Origin of the sequence: Flavisolibacter ginsenosidimutans (assembly GCF_007970805.1) — a bacterium.
In the GTDB taxonomy this organism is placed as follows: domain Bacteria; phylum Bacteroidota; class Bacteroidia; order Chitinophagales; family Chitinophagaceae; genus Flavisolibacter; species Flavisolibacter ginsenosidimutans.
Map to the genome: position 1 here is coordinate 3,253,652 of NZ_CP042433.1, position 24,814 is coordinate 3,278,465.

Annotated in this window: 23 protein-coding genes; 8 read left to right on the forward strand and 15 right to left on the reverse strand. The window is 46.8% G+C overall.

What is annotated here, in order from left to right; translation table 11 throughout:
* The first annotated feature begins 42 nt into the window (after positions 1-42).
* Positions 43-1,143 (forward strand): DNA-processing protein DprA, encoded by a 1,101-nt coding sequence (gene dprA / locus FSB75_RS13540; RefSeq protein ID WP_146788475.1) that lies wholly within the window; start codon positions 43-45, stop codon positions 1,141-1,143.
* Positions 1,144-1,210: 67 nt separating this feature from the next.
* Here the strand turns inward: dprA and FSB75_RS13545 are convergent, their stop codons facing one another.
* Positions 1,211-1,870, reverse strand: coding sequence for a DUF3575 domain-containing protein (locus FSB75_RS13545; RefSeq protein WP_146788478.1), 660 nt, complete (start codon positions 1,868-1,870; stop codon positions 1,211-1,213).
* Between the two features lie 150 nt (positions 1,871-2,020).
* Between FSB75_RS13545 and guaB the strand changes: the two genes are divergently transcribed.
* The gene (gene guaB / locus FSB75_RS13550) at positions 2,021-3,496 is read left to right on the forward strand and encodes an IMP dehydrogenase (RefSeq protein WP_146788481.1); all 1,476 of its coding nucleotides are present in this window, start codon (positions 2,021-2,023) and stop codon (positions 3,494-3,496) included.
* Positions 3,497-3,856: 360 nt separating this feature from the next.
* Positions 3,857-4,153: a hypothetical protein gene (locus FSB75_RS13555; protein ID WP_146788484.1), complete on the forward strand. Its 297-nt coding sequence runs from the start codon at positions 3,857-3,859 to the stop codon at positions 4,151-4,153.
* Here the strand turns inward: FSB75_RS13555 and FSB75_RS13560 are convergent.
* Positions 4,150-5,100 (reverse strand): IS1595 family transposase, encoded by a 951-nt coding sequence (locus tag FSB75_RS13560; RefSeq protein WP_172623148.1) that lies wholly within the window; start codon positions 5,098-5,100, stop codon positions 4,150-4,152. The two genes, FSB75_RS13555 and FSB75_RS13560, sit on opposite strands and share 4 nt — an antisense overlap.
* A gap of 83 nt (positions 5,101-5,183) precedes the next feature.
* Here FSB75_RS13560 and FSB75_RS13565 point away from each other — a divergent pair, with 83 nt between their 5' ends.
* Positions 5,184-5,378, forward strand: a complete 195-nt coding sequence (locus tag FSB75_RS13565) for a hypothetical protein (protein ID WP_146788490.1) — start codon at positions 5,184-5,186, stop codon at positions 5,376-5,378.
* Between the two features lie 253 nt (positions 5,379-5,631).
* On the opposite strand, the gene FSB75_RS13570 is transcribed toward FSB75_RS13565, so the two are convergent.
* Positions 5,632-5,886 carry a hypothetical protein gene (locus tag FSB75_RS13570; RefSeq protein ID WP_146788493.1) on the reverse strand — a complete coding sequence of 85 codons (255 nt, stop codon included), beginning with the start codon at positions 5,884-5,886 and terminating at the stop codon, positions 5,632-5,634.
* A gap of 294 nt (positions 5,887-6,180) precedes the next feature.
* On the opposite strand from FSB75_RS13570, the gene FSB75_RS13575 reads away from it, so the two are divergent.
* The 3 genes from FSB75_RS13575 (at position 6,181) to FSB75_RS13585 (ending at position 9,473) form a co-directional block, all read left to right on the forward strand.
* The gene (locus tag FSB75_RS13575) at positions 6,181-6,612 is read left to right on the forward strand and encodes a hypothetical protein (RefSeq protein WP_146788496.1); all 432 of its coding nucleotides are present in this window, start codon (positions 6,181-6,183) and stop codon (positions 6,610-6,612) included.
* Positions 6,613-6,928: 316 nt separating this feature from the next.
* Positions 6,929-8,527, forward strand: a complete 1,599-nt coding sequence (gene nadB / locus FSB75_RS13580) for an L-aspartate oxidase (protein WP_146788499.1) — start codon at positions 6,929-6,931, stop codon at positions 8,525-8,527.
* A 64-nt stretch (positions 8,528-8,591) separates the two neighbouring features.
* Positions 8,592-9,473: a lysophospholipid acyltransferase family protein gene (locus FSB75_RS13585; protein WP_146788502.1), complete on the forward strand. Its 882-nt coding sequence runs from the start codon at positions 8,592-8,594 to the stop codon at positions 9,471-9,473.
* A 26-nt stretch (positions 9,474-9,499) separates the two neighbouring features.
* Here the strand turns inward: FSB75_RS13585 and FSB75_RS13590 are convergent, their stop codons facing one another.
* The 11 genes from FSB75_RS13590 to FSB75_RS13640 all read right to left on the reverse strand — a co-directional run bounded on the left by FSB75_RS13590 (position 9,500) and on the right by FSB75_RS13640 (position 18,664).
* Positions 9,500-9,721 carry a response regulator transcription factor gene (locus tag FSB75_RS13590; protein WP_146788506.1) on the reverse strand — a complete coding sequence of 74 codons (222 nt, stop codon included), beginning with the start codon at positions 9,719-9,721 and terminating at the stop codon, positions 9,500-9,502.
* 345 nt (positions 9,722-10,066) lie between these two features.
* Positions 10,067-11,476 (reverse strand): MBL fold metallo-hydrolase, encoded by a 1,410-nt coding sequence (locus FSB75_RS13595; RefSeq protein WP_146788509.1) that lies wholly within the window; start codon positions 11,474-11,476, stop codon positions 10,067-10,069.
* Between the two features lie 64 nt (positions 11,477-11,540).
* Positions 11,541-11,858, reverse strand: coding sequence for an ArsR/SmtB family transcription factor (locus FSB75_RS13600; RefSeq protein ID WP_227990585.1), 318 nt, complete (start codon positions 11,856-11,858; stop codon positions 11,541-11,543).
* A gap of 99 nt (positions 11,859-11,957) precedes the next feature.
* Positions 11,958-12,638: a tRNA (adenosine(37)-N6)-threonylcarbamoyltransferase complex dimerization subunit type 1 TsaB gene (gene tsaB, locus FSB75_RS13605; protein ID WP_146788515.1), complete on the reverse strand. Its 681-nt coding sequence runs from the start codon at positions 12,636-12,638 to the stop codon at positions 11,958-11,960.
* Between the two features lie 246 nt (positions 12,639-12,884).
* On the reverse strand, positions 12,885-13,319 hold the full coding sequence (locus tag FSB75_RS13610; protein ID WP_146788518.1) for a hypothetical protein: 435 nt from the start codon (positions 13,317-13,319) through the stop codon (positions 12,885-12,887).
* On the reverse strand, positions 13,316-14,086 hold the full coding sequence (locus tag FSB75_RS13615) for a hypothetical protein (protein WP_146788521.1): 771 nt from the start codon (positions 14,084-14,086) through the stop codon (positions 13,316-13,318). The genes FSB75_RS13610 and FSB75_RS13615 overlap by 4 nt, the downstream gene beginning before the upstream one ends.
* Positions 14,087-14,120: 34 nt before the next feature.
* Positions 14,121-14,675, reverse strand: coding sequence for an RNA polymerase sigma factor (locus FSB75_RS13620; protein WP_146788524.1), 555 nt, complete (start codon positions 14,673-14,675; stop codon positions 14,121-14,123).
* Positions 14,676-14,803: 128 nt separating this feature from the next.
* A complete protein-coding gene (locus tag FSB75_RS13625; RefSeq protein WP_146788527.1) occupies positions 14,804-15,037 on the reverse strand; it encodes a hypothetical protein in 234 nt (77 codons plus the stop codon).
* Positions 15,038-15,398: 361 nt separating this feature from the next.
* Positions 15,399-16,367: a transketolase family protein gene (locus FSB75_RS13630; RefSeq protein ID WP_146788530.1), complete on the reverse strand. Its 969-nt coding sequence runs from the start codon at positions 16,365-16,367 to the stop codon at positions 15,399-15,401.
* Positions 16,368-16,452: 85 nt separating this feature from the next.
* A complete protein-coding gene (locus FSB75_RS13635) occupies positions 16,453-17,706 on the reverse strand; it encodes a TCR/Tet family MFS transporter (protein WP_146788533.1) in 1,254 nt (417 codons plus the stop codon).
* A 160-nt stretch (positions 17,707-17,866) separates the two neighbouring features.
* Positions 17,867-18,664 carry a hypothetical protein gene (locus FSB75_RS13640; RefSeq protein WP_146788536.1) on the reverse strand — a complete coding sequence of 266 codons (798 nt, stop codon included), beginning with the start codon at positions 18,662-18,664 and terminating at the stop codon, positions 17,867-17,869.
* A 355-nt stretch (positions 18,665-19,019) separates the two neighbouring features.
* Here FSB75_RS13640 and FSB75_RS13645 point away from each other — a divergent pair, with 355 nt between their 5' ends.
* The gene (locus FSB75_RS13645; protein WP_146788539.1) at positions 19,020-24,350 is read left to right on the forward strand and encodes a S8 family serine peptidase; all 5,331 of its coding nucleotides are present in this window, start codon (positions 19,020-19,022) and stop codon (positions 24,348-24,350) included.
* A gap of 98 nt (positions 24,351-24,448) precedes the next feature.
* Here FSB75_RS13645 and FSB75_RS13650 read toward each other — a convergent pair whose 3' ends face one another.
* Positions 24,449-24,655: a hypothetical protein gene (locus FSB75_RS13650; protein WP_146788542.1), complete on the reverse strand. Its 207-nt coding sequence runs from the start codon at positions 24,653-24,655 to the stop codon at positions 24,449-24,451.
* Positions 24,656-24,814: the final 159 nt, after the last annotated feature.

A 24,814-nucleotide genomic window follows, 5' to 3' on the forward strand; every position in this document is an offset into this window, starting at 1 on the left:
AAATTGCTGTCATCAGTCATCCATCATCTGTCATCTACTTTCATGCACTCCGAACTTTTCTACCAACTGGCGCTAACACTTGTTCCCAACATTGGCGACGTGCAATCAAAAATTCTGGTGCAGCATTTCGGCGATGCGGCTTCTGTTTTTAAAGCAAAAACAACGGCGCTGGAAAAGCTGGAAGGCATTGGTGGAATAAGAGCAAAAGCCATCAAGCATTTCAACGATTTTCATTTAGTAGAAACGGAACTGAAGTTTATTGAGAAGTACAAAATCCGCACGCTGTTTCTTACCGACGAAGCCTATCCCAAACGCTTGTTGAACTGCTACGATTCGCCCACAGTGCTTTTTTACAAAGGCACAGCCGATTTAAACGCGTCGCGAATCATCGCCGTTGTAGGCACAAGAAGCAATACCGATTACGGCAAAGCTTTTACTGAAAAATTGATTGAAGATTTAGCGGACGAAAACGTTTTAATCATCAGCGGGCTTGCCTTTGGCGTTGATGCCATCGCACACAAAGCAGCGCTGAAAAACGATTTGCCAACGGTTGGCGTTGTGGGTCACGGATTAAGTAAAATTTATCCTTCGCAACACGCTGAGTTGGCCAAGGAACTGATTGCTGCGGGCGGTGGAATTCTCTCCGAATTTTTTCACGACACCAAACCCGATAAGCACAACTTTCCCCTGCGCAACCGCATCGTTGCGGGCCTGAGCGATGCAACGATCGTTGTTGAATCATCGGTGAAAGGCGGCAGCATGATTACCGCAAAACTGGCCGACGGTTACAACCGCGACGTGTTTGCCGTACCTGGAAGAACAACCGATAAAGCCAGTGCGGGCTGCAACCATTTAATCAAATACAACAAAGCCGTTTTGCTTACCGATGCAGATGAATTGCTTGAAGTGATGGGTTGGAAGGAAAAGAAGACAAAACCCAAAAAGCAACGCGAGTTGTTTATTGAACTCTCGCCGGAAGAACAAAACGTTCTTCAGTTACTGCAACAAAAAGAGGCGGTGCACATTGATGAAATCAACACCGGCAGCGGCTTAAGCAGCAGCGCTGTTGCCGCAGCCATCCTGAATTTAGAATTGCAAGGCATAGTGCAGGGAATGCCGGGAAAGATGTACAGAGTGGTGTGATTGGTTGATTGGTTATTGGTTAATTCATTTTTAAGTTGCCAGCCCAATCAACTGATCAACCAATCAACTAAAGCCGCCATCCAAAACGCAGGCCGGCCGTAAGATGAAACCGCGTCAGCGGATAATTAAAACGCCAGCCTTCTTCGGGAAACAACCAGCCAAAATTATCTTTCGGCCTGTCAAGAGAAGTAAGCCGCAAATCTTTTGCGGTGTAATGATTAAACAGACGGCGCACGCCTGCACCGGCAAAAACATCAGCAAAAAATTTTTTGTTTTTAGCCCGAAACTCTTTTCCGATGATAAGGGCCAGCGACAAAACCGGCGATTTAATTGTCGCTTCGTTGTAATGATATTCCCCGTCCTTTTGATGAACGACGCCTTCGTTGCTGTCCACCAATTGCCGGTGCAAATAAGCGGCTCGAACGGCATAATACTTTCCGGAAACTTGCGGCTTTGATGAATAAAATTTCCACTCGACCGCACCGCGCCAATAGCTTATTTTTTCGTAGTCGTTGTGGGGATAAAAAGTAGGATACGCAACCTCTGCCTGAAAAGCGCAGCGTTTGTTTAGCCGCAATTGAACACCCACTTGCACGGCCGCACTTACCGGCACAAACAAAGCCGGCGAAATCACCACAGCCATCCGCGAAGCGGAATCTTGCCCCGCCGCCTTCTGCGTTTGTAGCAGGGCCGGCAAAAAAAGAAGAAATGGCAGCAATGATTTCATCTTGCTAAAAATAATTCATCCTTGCAATGTAACAAGAAGCAGATAAGTTAATCGGTTAATGGTTACCGGCAGAGAGGCCTTTCTACAAGGTATCAACCTATCAACCTGTTAACTTATCAACCAATCAATCACCCCGCCCTATCTTTGCCTATGGCAACAAACTCCACACAAAAATCCTTCATTGAAGGGCTTACGTTTGATGACGTTCTCCTCGTTCCGGCTTACTCTGAAATTTTACCCCGCGACGTTGACATAAAAACCCGCCTCACAAAAGACATTACGCTAAATGTGCCCATGCTTTCTGCAGCCATGGACACCGTAACAGAAGCGGCGCTTGCCATAGCTCTTGCACGCGAAGGCGGCATGGGCATCCTGCACAAAAACATGACGATTGAAAAGCAAGCAGCGGAAGTTCGAAAAGTAAAACGCAGCGAAAGCGGAATGATCATCGACCCAATCACCTTAACAATCGAAGCAACTATCGGTGATGCGCAACGCTTGATGCGGGAAAACAAAATCGGCGGTATTCCTATTGTTGACGGGGGCGGAAAACTTGCCGGCATGCTTACCAACCGCGATCTGCGCTTTCAAGAGAACAAAGAGCAGGCTGTGAGTGAAATAATGACCAAAGAAAATTTAATAACCGCACCCGAAGGCACCGATTTAAAAGGCGCTGAAAAAATCCTTCGCCAAACCAAGGTGGAAAAGCTGCCCGTAGTTGACGGTAACGGAAAATTAATTGGCCTAATCACCTACCGTGATATTTTAAAAGCAACCTCAAACCCCAACGCTGTGAAAGACGCCTTTGGCCGCTTGCTCGTAGGCGCGGCAGTAGGCGTGACAAAAGATTTATTGGATAGAGTTGCGGCCTTGCAAAGTGTCGGTGTTGATGTTATTTGCGTGGACAGTGCACACGGCCATTCAAAAGGAATTATTGATGCCTTGAAAAGTGTAAAGAAGAATTTTAAAAAGACAAACGTCATTGCCGGAAACATTGCCACTACCGAAGGCGCACAAGCCTTGGTTGACGCCGGCGCCGACGCAGTGAAAGTCGGAATCGGACCGGGGTCTATTTGTACCACACGTATTGTTGCCGGTGCAGGGGTGCCGCAGCTTACGGCCATCATGCAAGCCGCAGCCGCGTTAAAGAAAAAAGACATTCCGCTTATTGCAGACGGCGGCATTCGTTACACCGGCGACATGGTAAAAGCTTTGGCTGCCGGCGCCGATTGCGTGATGATGGGAAGCATTTTTGCGGGCACCGAAGAAAGCCCCGGCGATACCATCATTTACGAAGGCCGCAAGTTTAAAGAATACCGCGGCATGGGTTCGTTGGGTGCAATGTCGGTAGGCAGCAGCGATAGGTATTTTCAAGACCCTGAAGCCGATGTAAAAAAATACGTTCCCGAAGGCATTGAAGGCCGTGTGGCGTACAAAGGCATGCTGAAAGAAATCGTGTATCAATACGTTGGCGGCTTGCGTGCGGGCATGGGTTATTGCGGCGCCAAAAGCATTGCCGAATTGCAGCAGGCAAGCTTTGTAAAAATTACCAACGCCGGCATGCGGGAAAGTCATGCACACGATGTGGAGATTACAAGAGAAGCGCCGAATTATTCGCGGAAATGAGTGTGAATGATAAGTGTCAATCGTGAGGCAATGAACAGCGGCCCATTCAGATTGATTTTTTTGAACTAGGGTTCGTCTATCCATTGGGCTTCTGTTGCGTCGGCTATTATATACTACTTGGTACAAACAAGGTCTAAAAAATGAAGGTTGAAACTTTCATTTTTTCTTTTTGGGTGACTTCTCACCCATTTTTTTCAGATTGATGTTCTGAACCGAAGCTGCAATTAACTGTTCAAAGGTTGCGTTTACCTTGAGGGTTATGTCGTATTTCCCCGGCTTCTTTTTCGCTTTCGCCATTTGCAAGGAAAGATAAAGGTTTTCTATATTCACCGGACAAAACCAACTTCAATGAAAGCTTGTATGAACGAAGAAGAAAAGGCGGTTTTCTTTTTTGAATACCTTGAAGACTTCAGGCGAACGGGCGGGCTGTATTTTCAAGTCCCCGATGATGAATCAACAGTGCTGTTTTATCGCAATATAGAGGGATTTAAACATACTTTAGAACAAGAAGAAATAAAATTGCAAACTGCTAAAGTGGTGTTCAAACAGCTTTCAATCCAAATATTCCGTGCATACTATGAAGAAACACATAATACTAAATTCCCTGCGGAGCGGCTACCGACAAATTACCGTGAAATAACAATCAGAAACGCTTAGTTTGTTGGAGGAGTATTTTCTTCTGCTCTACGAATGAGGTCACGGTACTTGAGCCGTCCGTGACTGTTCTTCACACTCAATTCAAACCTATTCTTGTCCGTCATTTTGCGAAGGTTGTAGCGGTAAAGAACTTCGGTGCAGTAGCGGTGAAGGTGCTTCGGGCTTGCTTTATGGTACGTTCCATAGAGCGTTCGTTTAAGGTGGGAGAAGAATCCTTCAATGCTGTTGGTATGCCACTTGTCCCGCACAAATTCGTCCTCATTGTGGTTCACAACCTCATGTCCCGCAAACTCGGCGTTCAGACCTTTGTAAGCCGTCAGGCTATCGGTAATGACAATGGTATCTTTCTTTACATACTCACGGATAATGTCTTTGAGCGAATGAGTGCTTGCGTTGTAGATGGTCGCCTTCACCTTGCTATCTCGTTGCAGGATTCCCACCACCGTTGTCTTGTTGAAGTTGTGGCTTAGGTTTTGTTCATGCGCCTTCTTGCGAATGGACTTGTGCTTGTTCTTCATCTTCCCACCCACAAAAGTCTCGTCCACTTCCACAATGTCTCCGAGCAGTTCCGGTGCTTTGTCCACCACCATCTCCCGGATTCTATGTAAGACGAACCAAGCTGTCTTTTGGGTAATGCCGAGGTCACGAGCAAGTTGACAAGAACTGATTCCCTTTTTGTGCGCTGTCGCCAACCAAACCGCCGTGAGCCATGTGCTAAGAGGAAGATTGCTGTTTTCGTAAATCGTTCCAACCGTCACGGAGAATACCCTTTTGCAATACCTGTCGGCGCACTTGAACCGCTTTCCATTCTCAATTTTGTAAACCTTCGTGCAGCCGCAGTAAACACATTCAGGGTTTCCGTTCCACCGTTGCTGAATAAGATAATCCCGACAAACTTGTTCGTCAGAAAAATGCTTGATTGCTTCTTTGAGGTTCTTGAACGCCATACGGGGAACTATAGCATAAAAGTAAAGCATTTTCAAGTGAGTGTCAAATTATTTGACACTTTTATTTTTCTATCTTTGTTAAAATGACGTTGCAAGAAGCGATAGAACACCTGATAAACTCCGAAGGTTTCAAGAACATGGCGAAGCAGAAGAACTCCACCGGGAGCAAGTACCGCATGTTCATCAATCGTCACAAAAGCGGCGAGTTAAAGAACGGAGCGGCGGTTGACTTTCTCATTGAACATGGGTATAAGATTGAAGTGAGGAAGCCGAAATGAGATATTTTTGCGGGCTAAAACTCAACCATGACAGAAGTATAAATTCAAGAACTTGAAAGGAGAGCGCAACCGTTTATTGGGCAGGGGATTCGAATTAAATTCAGGGACAGACCTGAACCGATAGTATTTGTATTTGAAGGAACTGCTGCATGGGGATTTGGATTAGAAGGCGAAAGTGTAAACTACTCTGTTTACGCAAAACTCGTTTCGGAAGACGAGAGCATTAAAATAACCGAACCCTTGAAGTATATCGTTAGGCATTTTGAGAATCCTGCTTAGGGAATAACCCGTAAGAGTGGCTCATTATCTCTGTAATAAACATTTGTAAGTAAATCATCTTTTTTTCAAAGGGTACACTTGTTTCAGGTTCGTTCACTAACCGTTTGAGTGCGTCCAATACTTCGTTCTGTTCCTCCATAGTCTGTGGTTCTTTTTCCATAGCCTTTTTTAGTATATCCGAGTAAAGGCCGTTGGCTTCGGGTGGTGCGTGGAAAATTAATGTTTTCATGTGATTGGGTTTATACCAATAAGTATCTCCATTTTTCAAAAAAAGACTCAATGAAGGAGTTTTCTTTAAACCTTTGAAAGCAAAATAGTTAGGAGGCTTCTGTACCAAGTAGTATATAATCGCCGTTGCGTCGCACTCTTGTACGCTTTGTTCCCTACTCAATATGTATTCTTGTTCAGTTTTTGGCTGATAATCAGACCCAAGTTGAACAAGAAAGCACGCCAATACAACTGTTGTGCGTAATTAAATGGCGATACTTACCTCAATCTTCAAAATACTATAAGCAACTTTAAATTGACACAATCAATCATCGACACGAAGGATGGAGAGTTAAGATTTGCAGAAAAATTTGTTGTTTCTAAACAAACGACACCTCAAGAGGTAATCAGGTATTTCGGACAAGACAAAGTTGTCATCAGAGACATGAATACAGGTTGGAAACATTATTCAGTTCGCAATGCTAAAGTGAATGACACTTACTTCATCTTTACTCTTTATTTTGACAATGACATCTTAAAAATGCTTGACTTCCTTGTAAGCGACGAAGTTATTACTGCAGGTTCGTGGGATGACTGGAGTGAAAGAAAAGAATTAGAAAAACGAGATTATTACAACGAGTGGTTGACAAAAGAAATCGGGAATAAAAGAAATTTTCCGTGGGGAACTATCGGTGCTTTTTATGATACTAAAGGTGGCGGTTCATCTATTGTTTTAAGGTATGAATAGCACTATCGTGACAGATCTTAACTACGCACAACAGTGTGTTTATAAAATTGTGGCTGGACGTTAAGCTTTCGACTTTAAATCACTATTTTGCTTTTGTGGTTAATTGAAACTGGTGTTTTTCAAATGCCACAACTTCATAAACACTTTAACGTTAGCAGCAAACAGAATTCCCGAACGCACAAGTGTGCGACGCAACCAGCGATGATAGCACTACTGCAGTCAAGTACATATAATTTCCCCAGAACTAAGAGATAGAGCGTTTTCGCAAAAATCCCAACCCGGAACATCGAACTGTAACCCTCTCTATCTTTAGCCCATGCAAACGGATTTTTTAGTGATTGGCTCTGGCATTGCAGGCCTTACGTATGCGCTGAAAGTGGCGCAACATTGCCCCGAAAAAAGAATCACCATAATCACCAAAGCTGCCGCCGATGAAACCAATACCAAATACGCACAAGGCGGTGTGGCCGTGGTGAACGATTTGGAAAACGACTCGTTTGAAAAGCACATCGAAGACACGCTCATTGCCGGCGACGGCTTGTGCAACAAAGAGGTCGTGGAGATTGTAGTGAAAGAAGGCCCGGCCCGCATCAACGAAATCATTGAATGGGGCGCACAGTTTGACAAAGACCCCGAAGGCGAATACCGCCTGGGAAAAGAAGGCGGCCACTCGGAGTTTCGCATTCTGCACCACAAAGATGTGACGGGAAGAGAAATGGAAAGAGCTTTACTGGAAGCAATAAAGAAAGCGCCAAACATCTCACTTCTCAACCATCTTTTTGTCATTGACATCATCACTCAGCACCACCTCGGTTATCTTGTCACCAAGTCCACGCCGGACATTTGTTGCTACGGTGTGTACGTACTCAACTCGCAAACAAGCCGCATCGAAAAAATTGTTTCCAACACTACGCTTTTAGCTACCGGCGGCAACGGGCAAGTCTATCGCACCACAACCAATCCTTCCATTGCTACGGGGGATGGTGTGGCCATGGTTTACCGCGCCAAAGGACGAATTGAAAACATGGAGTTCATTCAATTTCATCCAACGGCTTTGTACGAGGCAGGCAAGCGAGGACAAGCATTTTTAATCACCGAAGCCGTTCGCGGCGACGGCGGCATTTTGCGCAACGCTGCCGGCGAAGCCTTCATGGAACGTTACGACGCACGAAAAGATTTAGCGCCACGCGACATTGTTGCAAGAGCTATTGACAACGAAATGAAAATTAGCGGCACCGAAAATGTTTACCTTGATTGCCGGCACATGAACATGGAAAAGTTCAAAGAACACTTTCCAAACATTTATGAAAAATGCTTGTCCATCGGCATTGACGTAGCCGTGCAGATGATACCCGTGGCGCCGGCCGCGCATTACAGTTGCGGCGGCATTAAAACCGATGAGTGGGGCCGCAGCTCTATCAAAAATTTATACGCCTGCGGTGAATGTGCATCAACAGGCTTGCACGGCGCCAATCGCCTTGCAAGCAACTCGCTTTTGGAAGCAATGGTGTTTGCACACCGTTGTTATGTAGATGCGGTAAATACCGTGAATGAGCGAAGTTCGCTCCCCGAAATTCCCAACTGGAATGCAACGGGAACGGCCGAGCCAAAAGAAATGATTTTGATAACGCAAAGCCTGAAAGAACTGCAACAAGTAATGAGCGATTACGTGGGCATTGTGCGCAACAACGTTCGCTTGCAACGGGCATTGAAGCGCATTGATTTGTTGTTTGACGAAACCGAAGGGCTTTATCAAACAACGACGGTCTCGCTCCAATTGCTGGAGTTGCGAAACATGATTACGGTGGGCTACTTGATTACAAAAGGTGCTGGATTTCGCAAGGAAAGCCGGGGGCTGCATTTCAATACTGATTATCCGGCCAAATCAGAACTGGTTCAGAACATCGTGTTGTAAGCCGGATTTTATTGACGTTGTTTAACACAGGCAGGTTTGCCGCACTGTTATCTTTGCGGCGTTTATGTACTACCTCGTTTACGGTCCGTTGTATTTGTTGTCGCTGTTGCCGTTGCGGGTTTTGTACCTCCTCTCCGACTTTGCTTACGTTCTCGTTTATCACCTTGTTGGTTACCGCAAAAAAGTTGTGCGCTACAATTTGTCCGTTGCTTTTCCGAACAAGACAGAAAAAGAAAGACAAGGCATTGAAAAAAAGTTCTATAAAAACTTCACCGATAGTTTTATTGAAACCATAAAAGCCCTCAGCGCCTCGCCGCAATTCATTAAAGAGCATTTCACCGGTGACTTTTCGGTGTTTGATGAATTAAACAGAAAAGGCGTACAAAAAGTACAGCTTCATTCCGGCCATAATTTTAATTGGGAATACGGCAACCTGAGTATCCCGTTGCAATCGCCCTATCCCATGCTCACGGTGTACATGCCCATTACGAACAGCATTTTTAACCGCCTGTTTTACAAGATGCGTTCAAAGACCGGTGCCAAGCTTTTGTCGGCCACAAACATTCGCTCCGAAATTCTTCCGCACCGCCACGGAAAATACGTGCTGGCCTTGGTGGCCGATCAAAATCCAGGGCATCCGAAAAGTGCTTACTGGGTCAATTTTTTTGAGCGGCCAACGCCTTTTGTAAAGGCGCCGGAAAGCGGCGCACGCCGCGGCAACATTCCCGTGGTCTTTTGTTATTTCAGAAAAGAAAAACGAGGTTATTACCGCATCCATTTCCAGCTGGCAGAAGAGCATCCTTCTACTACTGAAGTCGGCGAACTCACAAAAAAATACGCTGCGTTTTTACAAGATGCGATTAAGCAGCAGCCCGATAACTGGCTGTGGAGCCATCGCCGCTGGAAGTGGGATTGGAAAGAAGAGTATGGGAAAATAATTGAATAAAATCCTGCCTTGCCCTTGGTTTTCGCTTACCAAATCCCGGCTTTTCGCAAGGCTTCAACCTTGTTGTGAGCGTCTAACTTTTTGTATGCGTTTTTTATGTGCTTTCGGGCTGTGTCCATTTTAATGGAAAGCGCCGCGGCAATTTGTTTCTGGCGCAGCCCCTTTGCCATAAGTTCCAGCACATCTCTTTCACGCGACGTAAGCGGGCTGTAAGTCATCGTTCCCGTTGGTGTTATCAGTAGCGACATTTTGGTTTCCTGTTTCAGTAAAGTTCAAGATTGCGTTCAAATTAAAAATACCCATTTTGGGGTAGATATTAATTTCATTTTCTATTTTGTTTTTATATCTACCCCAAAAGTGTAGCCACGTCTATTTTAAAAAAAGAAGGGAACCAAGAAAAAGGGAGACATAGACATGTCTCCCGTGTTTTCGTACAACTAAGAATAAACTAAGGCAAAGCTCAACGAATAAAACCCGGCAAACAATACCCATTAAGGAGTACAAAATTTTCTGTTTTCAACGAATCATGTTCCACTTGAATTTAATGAAAAAGCCGGAGGTGATCTCCGGCTTTTATCGTTTACAACGAGTGGTTAGTTCAACACGCTTTTTTCTTTCTCGACGGGTATCTTTTCCTGCTCTTTTATTTTGCTCCAGCCACCTACCACGTTTCGCAAGTTGTGGATGCCCTGCCGTTTCAATAACGAAGAAGCAATCACGCTGCGATAACCGCCGGCGCAATGAATGTAAATGTTTTGATTCTCCTCCAACTGTGCCAGTTTAGCGGCATCACCCATTTCATTTAAAGGAAGATTGACCGCATCTTTTACGTGGCCGTCGGCGAATTCGGCCGGGCGGCGCACGTCCACCACCACCAGGTTTTCATCAAACGGAAGATCCATGGCCAGTTCATCGGCTTCCACATTAATGATCATGTCGGGAGCTTCGCCGGCTGCTTTCCAGGCTTCCATTCCGCCGTCTAAATAACCGGCCATTTTGCTAAAGCCCACGCGGGCCAGCCGTGTGACGGCTTCTTTTTCTTTTCCCGGTTCGCACACCAAAACAAGTTCTTTGTCAAAAGGCAACAGGCTGCCAGCCCACTCTGCAAAGCGGCCATCAAGGCCAATGAAGATGGCTTCGGGAATAAAGCCCTGCGAGAATTGCATTTCGGTTCGCGTATCCAAAACCAAAGCATCTTTTTTCATCCATTCCTTTACGTCGTTCACGGTTAACGGTTGCAAACCTTTTTGCAAAACCTCGGCGATGCTATCGTAGCCTTCTTTGTTGATTTGTGCGTTGATGGGAAAGTATTGAGGCGGCGCAGAAAGGCCGTCGGTAACAGCTTTAATGAATTCGCTTTTGGTGGCGGCCTTCATGGCGTAGTTTGTTTGTTTTTCCTCGCCAATGGTGCTGACTGTATTTGGTCCCAGGGCTTTGCCGCAAGCACTCCCGGGGCCGTGCGCCGGATAAACAATTACGTCGTTAGACAAGGGCATTAATTTAGCGTGAAGACTTTCGTAAAGCATACCGGCTAAATCTTCGATGGTCAAATCCTCTCCTTTTTGTGCAAGGTCGGGACGACCAACATCACCAACGAACAAGGTATCGCCGGTAAACACACAATGGTCTTTTCCTTCTTCATCTTTCAGCAAATAGCACGTGGACTCCAAGGTATGCCCCGGTGTGTGCAGTATTTCAACAGACAGTTCGCCCAATGAAAATCTTTCACCGTCTTTGGCAATGTAAACGGGCAGCGACGTTTCGGTTTGCGGGCCGTACACAATGGTGGCGCCGGTGGCTTGCGCAAGGTCTAAATGACCGCTTACAAAATCGGCGTGAAAGTGTGTTTCGAAAATGTATTTGATAACGGCCTTGCGTTCGGCGGCTAATTGAAGATAAACGTCTATGTCGCGCAGGGGATCTACTACAGCCGCTTCGCCGTTGCTTTCAATAAAGTAAGCGGCTTCGCTTAGGCAACCCGTGTAAAGCTGTTTGATAAACATAAAATTTCCTTTAGCGACAAAAATAAACCATTCGCCGCTAAAGGAAAGGTGAAGAAAGAGAGTCTTATTTCAGCAGGTCCTGTGCAACTTTATGCACTTCGGCAATGCGGCTGTTGTTCACCGAATAGTAAATAAACTTGCCGTCACGCTCCGTGGTTACAAAACCGGCTCTGCGTAAAATAGCAAGATGTTGAGAAGCGACGGATTGCTCAAGGCGAAGTTTGACATAAATCTGCGTTACTGTAATCTTACCGTGCTGATTGATGAATTTTATGATCTGCTGGCGAAGTTTGTGATTGATCGCTCTGAAAACAAGCGCAGCTTTTTTTAATTGGATAGCATCAATCTTTAGTTCGTCTTTTGCAGATACGGCTTTTTCCATGATCATAGATATTGTTCCTTGGTTTAGTTGCAATTACCCTCGCAAGTTAACCATTCGTAACTCTACCGCAAATGAGAATGTTTCATCAACCAAAATCTTTTAATAATTCTTTTTAGAAATTGGTGAGTGAAATTCCTTACCGTAGAAAGGTTCGGTATAGGCAATGTCTGAAAATTGACCTTGCGCAAATTTTTCATTTGATAAATCAACCATGTTTTCAGCCGTGGTTTCAATGTGCACAAAGCTTGCACGAACATGATTGATCAGTGTTTTTGCTTTCTCGCTTCCGTTTCCAAAAAACAAAATCTTGTTTTCTTTCAATTGGTCTTCAAAAGAAGTTTCGTTCAAAACCATATTTGTGGACGGCAGGACTTCTTTTAAGGAACGATCATACAACGCAGTAAAGACTTCCATACGCCGTGCATCAATCATGGGACAAAGAAGTTGCGCCGGCGTTGCAAACGACAACGCAGATGCGGCCATCATTTGCAAAGTAGAAACAGTGATTAATGGAACGGATAGAGCATAGCACAAGCCTTTGGCCGTTGCCATGCCCACACGCAAACCGGTATAAGAACCCGGGCCCGCACTAACGGCAACGGCTTCGATTTTTTGCAAATTGATTTGATGCGTTTGAAACAAATTTTGAATGGCAACGTGCAGCCAGGCTGCTGATTCTTTTTCAGACGGACTAATTGCTGTTGCAACAATGTTCTGACCGTCGGCCAAACAAACCGAAGCTGATTTTACCGCTGTATCAATGTTTAAAATAAAAGGCATGACAGCAAAATAACGGAACCGAAGAACAGAAGCACAGGGAATTTTGAATGAAGAAAGAAAGAACCCTCAGAACTAATATTTGTGAAGGCCGAATGCACAAGCCGCAATGCTTGTTGACAGTGAAAAAAAAGTCCTGGTAATCTTTTTGAAATCCCGTTCATCTGTGGTCAAACAAAAAGGCCCGCCCTAAAAAGAGCCGGCCGTTGCTAACCTATGAAAAACACCAAGCTCAAATATAGGTGAAAATTAATTTGGTAATAACAACTCGGAATTTTTTCTTTTGTCAGCACGGCCATCTATTCTGTCCTGCCGCCGCTCGTTAATTTCCTGCCGGACGGATTTAAGAAAATCTCTTTCGTGGGTAAATACTTCGTTGCTCTTTTGCTCGCCAATGATTGGCTTGAATTGGTCGCGGTAACGCATCCGGACTTCTAATAATTTTTGCTGCAATTCAAGCGGCTGTCCAAGCCCCTTGTACTCGCGGTTGGTACGTTTAAGCTCGCGGAAGTAATTGATAAAAACAGGTTGGAATTTTTCGGCTTCTGCCCTGCTTAAACCCAATTTGGTTTGGATGTATTCAATCATTTTTTCGCGCAGCTTTATCTCGCCAGGACCTTCGTCCTGCGCAAAAGCGGTTTGCAAACCCAAAGCAAAAATCAATATGTAGAAAAATTTTTTCATGGTACATCAGTTGCGGCCAGTTCATCGTCCGCTTGCGGAACGGCTGCCAAAAAATTTTCCATTTCGTTCACCGAAACGTCTTTCAACAACGCCTGTGCCTCTTCTTTGGGTGCCGGTTCTTTTTTCGGCGACGAAGCCGTTACCGGCACATTTTCAATAAAATCTTCCAGATCTTTTGTACTCGCTTTTTTGATTGCTTGTACGGGGGCAGGTTTGGCTTGTGCCACGTAAGCTGAAGCCGTATCAACTGACTGGTTTGCGGTGCTGGTTGTGTTTTGTTTTCCGCTAAAGATTTGCAAACCGCCAAAAATCAAAGCGCCGCCAACAACGGCCGCTGCGGCCATGCGCATCCACGTGCGGGCAAAAAGCGGAACCACTTTGGCCTTCGGAGTAGAAACCCTAGCAAGTACCCGGGCAGGAAAATTTTCAAAATAACCCACCGGCACCTCGTAAGGAATTTCTTGTTCAATGACCGCCAGAATCGATGATTCAGTTTCCTCACCCATCAATGGAATATTCCGCAGGTTTTCCTCAAAAAAAGAAGAGGGCACGGAATAAGGCGTTACTTTAGGGATGCCGGCCAATAGCGGAGAAAGCTCGTCCAATTCAGCATGGGTAGAAGCTTCACTGCTTTTTATTTTCGCCAAAATGGTGGCGGCCAGTCCTTCAAAATAACTTTCGGGCACGGAAAAAGACGGGCCACCCGTAACGGGCAAACCACTGTTGAGGCTCCTCAATTCATCCTGTATGGTATTTCGGCTACTCATTCCGGGGTTTACGACCTTGTTTGGTGGTCAAAGTTTAATGATTTTTGATGAAGTCCTCGATTTTTTTAACCGCGTGATGATAGCTTGCTTTTAGCGCTCCTTCGCTGGTTTCCAGCACCCGGCTCATCTCTTCGTAAGGCATTTCGTCGTAATAACGCAGCGTGAAAACGACGCGTTGTTTTTCGGGCAATTGCTGAATGGCCAACTGCAATTTCCACTCTAGCCGGTTTGGATCAAAGTGCTTGTCGGCTTTGATTTTGTTGCTTAGGCCAGACTCTACATCACTCAGGCTGACCGCTGTTCTCTTCTTTTGATTTTCTAAAAACGTAAGGCTTTCGTTTGTACCGATGCGGTACAGCCAGGTATAGAGTTGCGATTCTTCTTTGAAATTTTGAAGGCCGTTCCACACGCGAATGAAAACATTTTGCAACACGTCGTTTGCGTCTTCGTGGTCAACCACGAGGCGGCGGATGTGCCAGTAAAGCCGCTCCTGGTATTTTTTAATAATGGCCGTGTAAGCCTTTTCTTTCGTTTGCGGGTCGCGGAACTGCTGCAGAAGCAGCGCATCGGAAGCATCGGTTAAAGCCATTGAAAAAAATTAATCACGTTAGCGGTGAAGGGCTAAAGATAATTTTTTCTGCAAAAGCAAAAACAAAGCAAGAGGCTTTCGGCGATAAGCAAACGATGATAAACTTGAAATGTATTTGAATGCAAAGCTTAATGCAAGCGCACCGCTTTGGGGCGAAAGGCAAGAACCTTTTTTGCCGGCAAATGAAACAGGGGTAGTCTTACCGTTGTCAGCATGGCAAGGAATTGACGCCGCACGGTGTTTACATAACGGGAGAGAAAAACAAAACCAAGAAGAAGATAAAGAAACAAAAGCACGGGTGAGATAATTACCATAACTACGGGGTAAATAACCGAGCCAATGAAGAGTAGAAAAGTACGCATGACGGTGTTGTTTTTTCGTTAAGCGGCTTTTCAATGGATAAGGGAACCTTGTTGGGTGATGTACGGCAAATGCAACGAAAAGGATTTGATAGATAGACAACTCTTTTTGTGAAATGCTGCACAACAAAAGAACTTTTACGCAAACGAAAGTAGAAAATTACGCAGGCAGATAAAAGAGTGTTTTTACCCAAAGTTGAACACCCAGCGTTAAACTGTGTTTAAGCCGATGAATTGTTACTATAACCGATAAAGGGTTTCTACCAACGTAAAATGCTGCCGGTTGGCAGCATTTTACGTTCGATATATAGCGGAACGTCCGCGGGTAAAATTTCTTTGTTGTAAAAAGAAAATCTTCAACAACTCATTTGTTCTCTTTCTTTCGTGCCATTGCTTTTTCCGCCGCTTCGACGATGTGCTTCGGTGTGAGACCGTATTTCTCAAGCAACTGGTCGGGTGTTCCGCTTTCACCAAAGGTGTCGTTCGTGCCCACGTATTCAACTGGAATGGGGCAATGCTTTGCGGCCACTTGCGCTACTGCATCGCCCATGCCGCCGTAAATATTGTGCTCTTCGGCGGTGACGGCGCAGCCTGTTTTTTTGATGGATTGAAGCACGGCTTCTTCGTCAAGCGGCTTCACGGTATGCAGGTTAATGACTTCAACGCTCAAGCCTCTTTCTTCCAATTGCATGCCGGCCTGAATGGCCAGCCAAACCAAATGCCCGCAAGCGAAGATGGAAACGTCGGTGCCTTCAGAAAACTTTTGCGCTTTGCCAATCAAAAAGGGTTCATCGGCCTTGGTAAAAATAGGCCAGCTCGGGCGGCCAAAACGCAAGTAAACCGGGCCTTTATAATCGGCAACGGCCAGCGTTGCGGCTTTTGTTTGATTGTAATCGCAAGGCACAATCACCGTCATGCCCGGCATCATCTTCATCATGCCAATGTCTTCAAGTATCTGGTGCGTGGCACCGTCTTCGCCCAGCGTAACGCCGGCGTGCGAAGCGCAGATTTTTACGTTCTTACCGCTGTATGCCACGCTTTGCCGAATTTGATCATATACACGTCCCGTCGAAAAATTAGCGAAGGTCGTGGTGAACGGAATCTTACCGCCAATCGTCAACCCCGCCGCAATGCCAATCATGTTGGCTTCGGCGATGCCCACTTGAATAAAGCGTTCCGGAAATTCCTTGATGAAGCCTTGCAGCTTCATCGAGCCGGCCAAGTCAGCCGTTAAAGCTACCACGTTCGGGTTCTTTCTTCCGAGTTCGGTCATGGCATCGCCAAAGCCGCTGCGGGTATCTTTCTTTCCGGTGGGTTGAATGTCTTTTAACATGGCGCAAATATAGCATGGCTTAACCTACTGTCTATACGAAAAATCATTACAGCGAAGGGCGCAAGAACGGGTGTTGTTTTTACTATTACTGCGAAAGGACTTCTTTCACTTGCTCACCTCTTGTCTTCCATTGCCGGTTGTGAAATACGTTGTAAGCAATCACCGCGCTGGCCGTCATAAACACAGCGCCTACCACAAAGGGCGCACCCGGAAAATAGGTGGGCGCAGTTTTGCTGGTAAAATAGCCAAACACGTTGGTCATGATCAACGGACCAAAGATGGTGGTCAAACTCATTAAGCCGGTGAGTGAACCTTGCAATTCGCCTTGCTGGTTCGAGGGTACGTGTCCCGCCATTACCGATTGCAAAGCCGGGCCGCAAATGCCGCCCAAACAATACGGAACCAAAAAAGCAAACATCATCCAGCTTTGCGAAGCAAAAGCGAACAACAACATGCCCAGCGAATAAAGCGCAAGCCCGATGTAAATACTCTTTTCGTTGCCCAATTTTGGGTTCACCACTCTTGTTAATCCGGCTTGCACCACGCCTACCAACAAACCCACCACCGCCAGCGAAATGCCGATGGTCCTCTCCGACCAATGAAAGCGTTCGATGGTGAAAAAGCTCCAGTTGCTTTGCACGGCGTGCGAACCGAGATAAACAAGGAACAACGCGACCATCAAACCCGTTAAAGCCGGAAACTTGCGCAGGTTGTAAACGCTTACACCGGGAATGGCCCGCGACCATTCAAACCTGCGGCGGTTTTCGGGCGACAATGATTCGGGTAAAACGAAAAAGCCGTATAAAAAATTAAGGAAGCACAAGCCTGCGGCCACCATAAACGGAACCCTTGCACCGAAGCCACCAAGCAAGCCGCCAATGGCCGGACCAATGATAAAACCGAGGCCAAAGGCTGCCCCGATCATGCCGAAATTTTTTGCGCGGTTTTCCGGTGTGCTGATGTCGGCAATGTAAGCCGACGCAGTGGTGAAAGAAGCGCCTGTCATGCCGGCCACAATGCGGCCAACAAAGAGCCAGCCAAGCGTGGGCGCAAACGAAAGAAAAAGGTAATCAACGGCAAAGCCCAAAAGAGCAGCCAGCAACACGGGCCGGCGGCCGTAACGGTCGCTCAGGTTTCCAACCAACGGCGAAAAGCAAAACTGCGTGGCCGCAAAAGCAAACAGTAACCAGCCGCCAATTCTTGAGGCCTGGCTTACGTTTACGTGTCCCAGTTGTTCAATCAGTTTGGGCATTACGGGAATGATGATGCCGAAGCCGATAACGTCAATAAGAAGGGTGATAAAAATAAAGCCGATGGCGGCGTTGCGGTTGGATGGCATAACGGTGCATTGAGATGAAGCGCAAAAGTGAAGGTTTCCGCCGTGACAAACAACGGACACAATGAAAATGATTCCGTCGCGTTAAAAAGCAAACAGCCATTCCGCAGAAACGGGATGGCTGTTTGCTCTCACACACGCCGTCGTTGGTTGTTTTAATGCTCTACTGATAAGAATAAACCACGTTTGCCGTTGTGCTTCCTCCGCCCGGAACGGTGGTTTTTACCGTGGCGCTTTGCGGCAGGTTTTGGTTGTTGTATTGATAACTGTATTCGCGAATTTCGCTTACCTGGTTGTTCTCGTCGTAATCGGTTTCCTTGGTTACGTTGTAGCGAGGTGTGTTTTGCAGCAAAAGGTAAAGCAAGGTTTTGTGAACGTACACTGGGTTCATTTTGCCGTCGTACTCGTACGCGGTATAGCCCGATACTTCAAGTTTGCCGCTTGTGGGATTCAACATCCAATTGGTAGCCTTGCGTACATTTTCGTCGGCGCCGTATTCAAAGGTTGTTTTTAAAAGATCCATTCCGTTTGTACTGGACGTGATTGCGCCAATAGCCATGCCTGTATAAGCATAACGGGTTGCCAGCACCAGGTAATTTTTGTCGTCGTAAATGTTTGCCGATGCCAGTTCGCCGTAGGTGCCGTAGTTCGGAACAATGCGTTGATTGCCGGTCGTTTTCAACTCCGTGATTTTTGAATAGTCTGGCGTGTAGCTGATGTTGAACGTAGCCAATTGTCCGCCTGCTGCCTGATCCGCATTTGTCTTGATGGCTTGCAGGCCGTTGTTACCGTAAACAAACTCCAGCACGTCTTCGCCCTGGCTGATCTTTTTCAGTTTTGTCTGTACCGGTGGCGTTGGTTCTGGATTGTTGCCGGTTGTATCTTTTTTGCAGGCCGTAAATAAAACCGTGGCCGTTGCAGCCAGCAGGCCGGCTTTCCGAAGATTAAAGGTTGCTCTCATAATAATGTCGTTTGATTTTTTCTACGGCAAAACTATCCGCGCAACCAAGTACATCCAACCGCATAAGCGGGTGAAAAAAGCATGACCATTTGACGTAATTAACACCTTTTTGCACTGCTCAAAAAACGTTTAAAACGTATATGAAGGATGAACGAAGAAAAACAGGGACGGCTTGCAAAAACGCTTCACACATTTATGTGAGGTGGTAAAAATTTGTTTTATTGGGTTTGTTACAAAACAACCTTTAAAAGCCTGCGGTGTTCTTATACGGCTCCGGCAGGCAACAACGAGCAGGAAGCGAAAGCCACTGCGCATATTGCAATCTTTTTCTATTTTTAACCGAAGAATTCAAACTATGAAAGACAACCGCCTGCTGCTCTTTGTGCTGCTTCTTTTTCCGACTTCTCTTTTTGCACAAGATATTTTTCTGCGCACAGGTGCTGTTACACCCAAAGCCAACGTTCGCAAGGAGGCCGTTGATTCTTTCAATGCATCAGCCAAGCGTAGCGCCGGACAAAGTTTTGCGGTGATCCAATTCGACCGCATTCCTTCTGCCGATGAACAAAAGCTTTTGGCGGCAGCCGGCATCACCTTGCTAGATTATCTTCCGCAAAATGCGTACACCGTTAGCATTAAAGGCGATGTGTCCTTGCGTGCCTTGCAAGCGGCAAAAGCAAAGGCTTTCTTTCAACTTTCTGCGCAACAAAAAATGCAGGAGTATTTTGCCAAAGGACTGATTCCATCCTGGGCTGTAAAAGTCGCGGGCACGGTTGACGTTTGGATTTCGTTTCCGAAAACAATTGACGCAAACTTTGTAATTGCAGAATTAAAAAGCCGCAACGTTGACATTGTTTCCGAAGAACATAAAGCTTACAACATTCTTGCGGTGCGCATCGCCCAAAACCGCCTTTCCGAAATGGCTTTGCTGCCTTTTGTTGACTACCTGCAACCTGCGCCACCCGCTGCCCAACCGTTGAACTACAACAGCCGTACACTTTCAAGAGCAACGGTGCTCAATGCTTCAGCAGCCAACGGAGGCAAGGGATTGAACGGCGAAGGCATTACCGTAGGCGTTGGCGATAACGCCGAAGCTGTACAAGATCATGTTGATTTTTCGAAACGTTTAATCAGCCGCAACTTTAAAACAGAGTCGGGCCACGGCGTACACACGACCGGCACGGTTGCCGGTGCGGGCAATGTTGACGAACGTTACCGCGGCTATGCGCCCAAAGCCACCGTTATCAGCCAATACTACAACGGCATTTTAGACAACGCCGCCACATACGTGAACGATTACGGCATGGTCGTCACCAACAATTCTTACGGCAACATCATTGAGTGCGGCTATCACGGCACTTATGATTTGTACAGCCGCATGATGGACCAACAAGCTTTTGATTTGCCAAATCTTTTGAACGTGTTTGCGGCCGGCAACAGCGGCCGCGATGCCTGTGCACCCTACCCGCAAGGTTTTCATACAGTGCTCGGCGGCTATCAATCGGCAAAAAACGTCGTGTCCGTTGGCCAATCCACAGACTCAGGCGGCATCTCTTCGTTTTCGAGCCAAGGGCCGGTGAAAGACGGCCGTTTAAAGCCGGAGATCATGGCAATGGGCGAAGGCGTTGCCTCCACCGTTCCAACCAACGGTTATGGTGTAATGAGTGGCAGCAGCATGGCCGCACCGGCCGTAACCGGCGGACTGGCTTTGTTGTACCAACGCTATCGCCAACTGAACGGCGGCGCCAATCCAAAAAACGGTTTAATGAAAGCCCTGCTTTGCAACGGTGCAATGGACGTTGGCAAGGCTGGCCCCGATTTCAAATACGGCTTTGGTAGCGAGAATCTGCTGCGCAGCGTGGAAGGGCTTGAAGCAACGCATTACTTCATCAACAACAGTGTGAACGCGGGCACCACAACGCATACCGTTACCGTTCCCGCAAACACGGCGCAATTGAAAGTGCTTTTGTATTGGAACGATCTGCCGGCATCACTTATCAGCAACAAAAACCTGGTGAACGATTTAGACCTTGAAGTCACCACGCCTTCATCGGCCGTTGTGCTGCCGCAAATTTTGGATACCGCGATAGCGCATTTAAATGACGCGGCCACTACCGGCGCCGATCACGTGAACAACATCGAACAAGTATTGATCAACAATCCGGCGGCAGGCACTTATACTTTCACCGTAAAAGGCACAACGGTAACCAACGCACAACAGGAATATTTTTTGGTGTGGGATGCGGTGCCAACCGGTTTGAAGATGACCGCACCCGCAGGCGGACAAGCCCTGACGCCGGGTGAAAACACCAAAATTAGTTGGGACGCTTATGGCTTAACCGGCACGGCCACGCTGGAATTTTCATCCGATGGGGGAAGCACGTGGTCAACGATTGATGCAGGCGTGGACGTGAACCGCATTGTTTACACCTGGACCGTTCCATCCGTTGCGACAAGCAATGCATTAATAAGAATCACGAAGAACGGCAGCGGCGAAACCACAACGTCAAATGCGTTTACCATCATCGGCCAACCGGTGATGAATTTATCGTCGGTGCAATGCGAGGGCTACATCGCAGCAAGCTGGAACACCGTTGCCGGCGCAACAGATTACGAAGCAATGATCTTGCGCGGCGATGAAATGAAACCCGTTGCGACAACGACGGCTACATCTTACACCTTCAGCGGTCTTTCAAAAGATAGCACTTACTGGATTACGGTAAGAGCAAGACTGAACGGCGTTGCCGGCAGAAGAGCTTACGCCATCTCTCGCCAACCAAATAACGGCACCTGTGCCGGAACCATTTCGGACAATGACCTGAAAGTAGATGCCGTGCTTGCACCAACCAGTGGACGATTGTTTACATCAACGCAGTTAAGCGCAGCGCAGCCAATAAGCATCCGAATAAAAAATTTAGACGACGCAGCGATCAACAACTTCACGGTTTCCTATTCAATTAACGGGAACAGCGTCACGGAAAACGTTGCAACGATTGCTGCCGGCGCTACGCTTGATTACACCTTTGCAACAAAAGCTGATTTATCCGCACCGGCTTCTTATACCTTAATCGCATCAGTGAAAAACACAGCAGACGTTGTAAGCGCAAACGATTCGATGACGGTTATTGTAAAACAAATAGACAACCAGCCGCTCAATCTTTTCACGCCTTTTGTTGACAATTTTGAAACGGCAACTCCCGCCGCATATTTGCAAGACACGACCGGCCTTGGCGGCATTGAACGGTATGATTTCAACCGCACCACACCGTACGGACGTGCACGAACTTTTGTCAATACGGGCATTGCTTATTCGGGTTCAAAAGCCATTACATTGGATGCTGACCGCAACTATTCAGGGGGCAACGTTTCTTATCTGCTTGGCACTTTTAATTTGAACAATTACAGCACGGTCTCTAACGATATCCGGCTGGATTTTCAATACCTCAATCACAGCCAGCTACTCAACGCAGCCAACCGCGTTTGGGTTCGCGGCAGCGATACGCAACCCTGGCTTGAGGTGTACAAACTCGATTCGGCTGCGCAACCTGCAGGCACCTATAAAAAATCAGGCAGCATCGAGCTTTCAAACTTTTTAGCCGACAACGGCCAAAGCTTTACACCCAGCTTTGGCGTACGTTGGGGCCAATGGGGACAGTATCAAACAACCGACCGGCAATACGCTGCGGGCTACACCTTTGACGACGTTCGTTTGTACGAAGTTTTTAACGACGTGCAGCTGGCAAAAATTGACAGCCCGCTTGTGAACAGTTGCGGTCTGACCGCAGTTACACAATTAAAGATTACCGTTCGAAACGCATCTAACACGACGCTAACCAATGTGCCGGTTTATTACCGCATCAATGGCGGCGCACCGGTAATGGAAACCATCGCTTCCATTGGCGCAAAAGCATCGCTGCAATACACCTTTACCTCATTGCCCGATTTCTCGCAGCTTGGTATGAATACGCTGCAAGTTTATGTGGCATACGATCCCGATACCTTCAAAGAAAACGATACGGCAACGATCACCGTTTACAACGAGCCTGTCGTTAATTCTTTTCCTTACCTCCAAAATTTTGAAAGCAACAACGGCTTCTTTTATGCCGGCGGCAAGAACAGCAGTTGGGAATACGGCACACCGGCAAGCAACAAAATCAACCGCGCTGCTTCCGGCGCAAAGGCCTGGAAAACGCGATTGAGCGGAAGCTACAACGACAACGAACTTTCTTATCTCTATTCGCCTTGTTTTGACATAAGCGGACTTTCGTCGCCAACGTTAAGCTTTAGTGTTGCGCTTGATTTGGAGGATTGCGGCAGCAGTTTGTGCGACGGTGCCTGGGTTGAATATTCAAGCGACGGCATAACGTGGACGAAGTTGGGAACAGCGGGTACGGGCACCAATTGGTATAACAAAAGTGCAAACCAGTTGTGGAGCGTTCAGAATTACACTTACTGGCATGTGGCCACGCAAGCCTTGCCCACCGGGCTTTCGCGTTTGCGGCTGCGTTTTGTGATGGCCTCTGATGCCGGCGTGGGCCGCGATGGTATTGCCGTTGACGACATTCACATTTACGACAACACGCAAGGCATTTACGACGGCGCAACGATGACCACAGCAATTACACAAAATATTGATGGAAACAACTGGGTTGATTTTACAAGCGGCGGAAAACTTGTTGCGTCTGTTCAGCCGAACAACGCAGTGTTGGGCACAACTGATGTGCAGGCCTACATCAATATTGGCGCGGTTCGATCTTCAAACAATCAATATTACCACGACCGCAACATCACCGTCAAGCCTGCAAGCAATTCTTTGCCGGATTCCGTGACAATACGTTTTTATTTTCTCGACAGCGAAATGGAAGCGTTGCATAACGCGTCGGGTTGCGGCTATTGCGTAAAACCGCAAAGCGCTTATGAACTTGGCGTTTCGAAATACACCGATGCAGATAAGAGTAAAGAGAACGGAACGATTGCCGACAACAACAACGGAACCTGGTTGTTCATTCCGTCTGCGCAAGTAACCAAAGTGCCGTTTGACAAAGGCTATTATGCCGAATTTAAGGTTGCGGGCTTTTCAGAATTCTGGTTAAACAACGGCGGCTTGAACAACCTCACGCCTTTGCCCGTGAAATTGATTGATTTTACCGCAAGCAAACAAGCGGCGAACGTTCTTTTGAAATGGACGGTGGCAAATGAAAACAATGTCTTGCGTTACGAAATAGAAGTGGCCAAAGGCGGTGGCGCACTAAGCACAAACAGCTTTGTAAAAATTGGTGAAGCGCCTGCTTCGGGTAACAGCGCATTAGAGCTCTATAGCTTTACCGACGGCGAAACGTCTAAGCTTGGCGCACGGTATTACCGGTTGAAGATGGTGGATGCGAACGGCAGCTTTCGCTATTCGGGTATCCGCGCTGTGGTGTTTGGCGATGCAGCGGTTTGGCAGGTTTATCCCAACCCTTCGACGGGCCGTTTTAACCTGATGTATCAATTGAATGATGGCGAAACGCTGGTGGCAAAGTTGTATGATGCAAAAGGTGTTTTGGTGAAGGAATACCGCAGCACCGGCAACGGTTTTCTACAAAAGCTCAGCGTTGACGTAAGTGCAAATAATTATGCCAGCGGACTCTATCTTTTACGGGTAGAAGCCGGAGCGGAAAAACAATCCTTCAAGCTATACAAGCAATAGTGAAACGTCAAACGTGAGACGGCAAACGTGAAACTGTACTGAACTAAAATTGTAAAGTCTTTACAGTCTCTCGTCTGCCGTTTGACGTTTCACTTCAATCACCATCCCTGCTTTGCAACGCCGGCTTTTATCGCGTTCATTGCTTTCTCTTCATTGCACAGCGTGGTGAGCTTGTTGCCTTTTCCATCATGCCCTTGTACCATATAAGCACCCTTCGCCGTTTTCGTAATCACGGCGTCCTGAATGGGAACGCCTTTTTCTTTTGTGCGCACGTTGTAAGCCGTAAGCTTGATGTCTTCCGCCATATACTGTGTTTTTGGTTACTGATGTTGTTTCGGCAATAGCGGCAAAAGGAAGGCCAAAGGTAGAACCATGATTTTCAGGATGGCAAGGATGAGACCGGAGAAAGAGGATTTTGCTCACGAAATATTGCTTTCCTGCGCAATCATTTAAATCACGCAAAT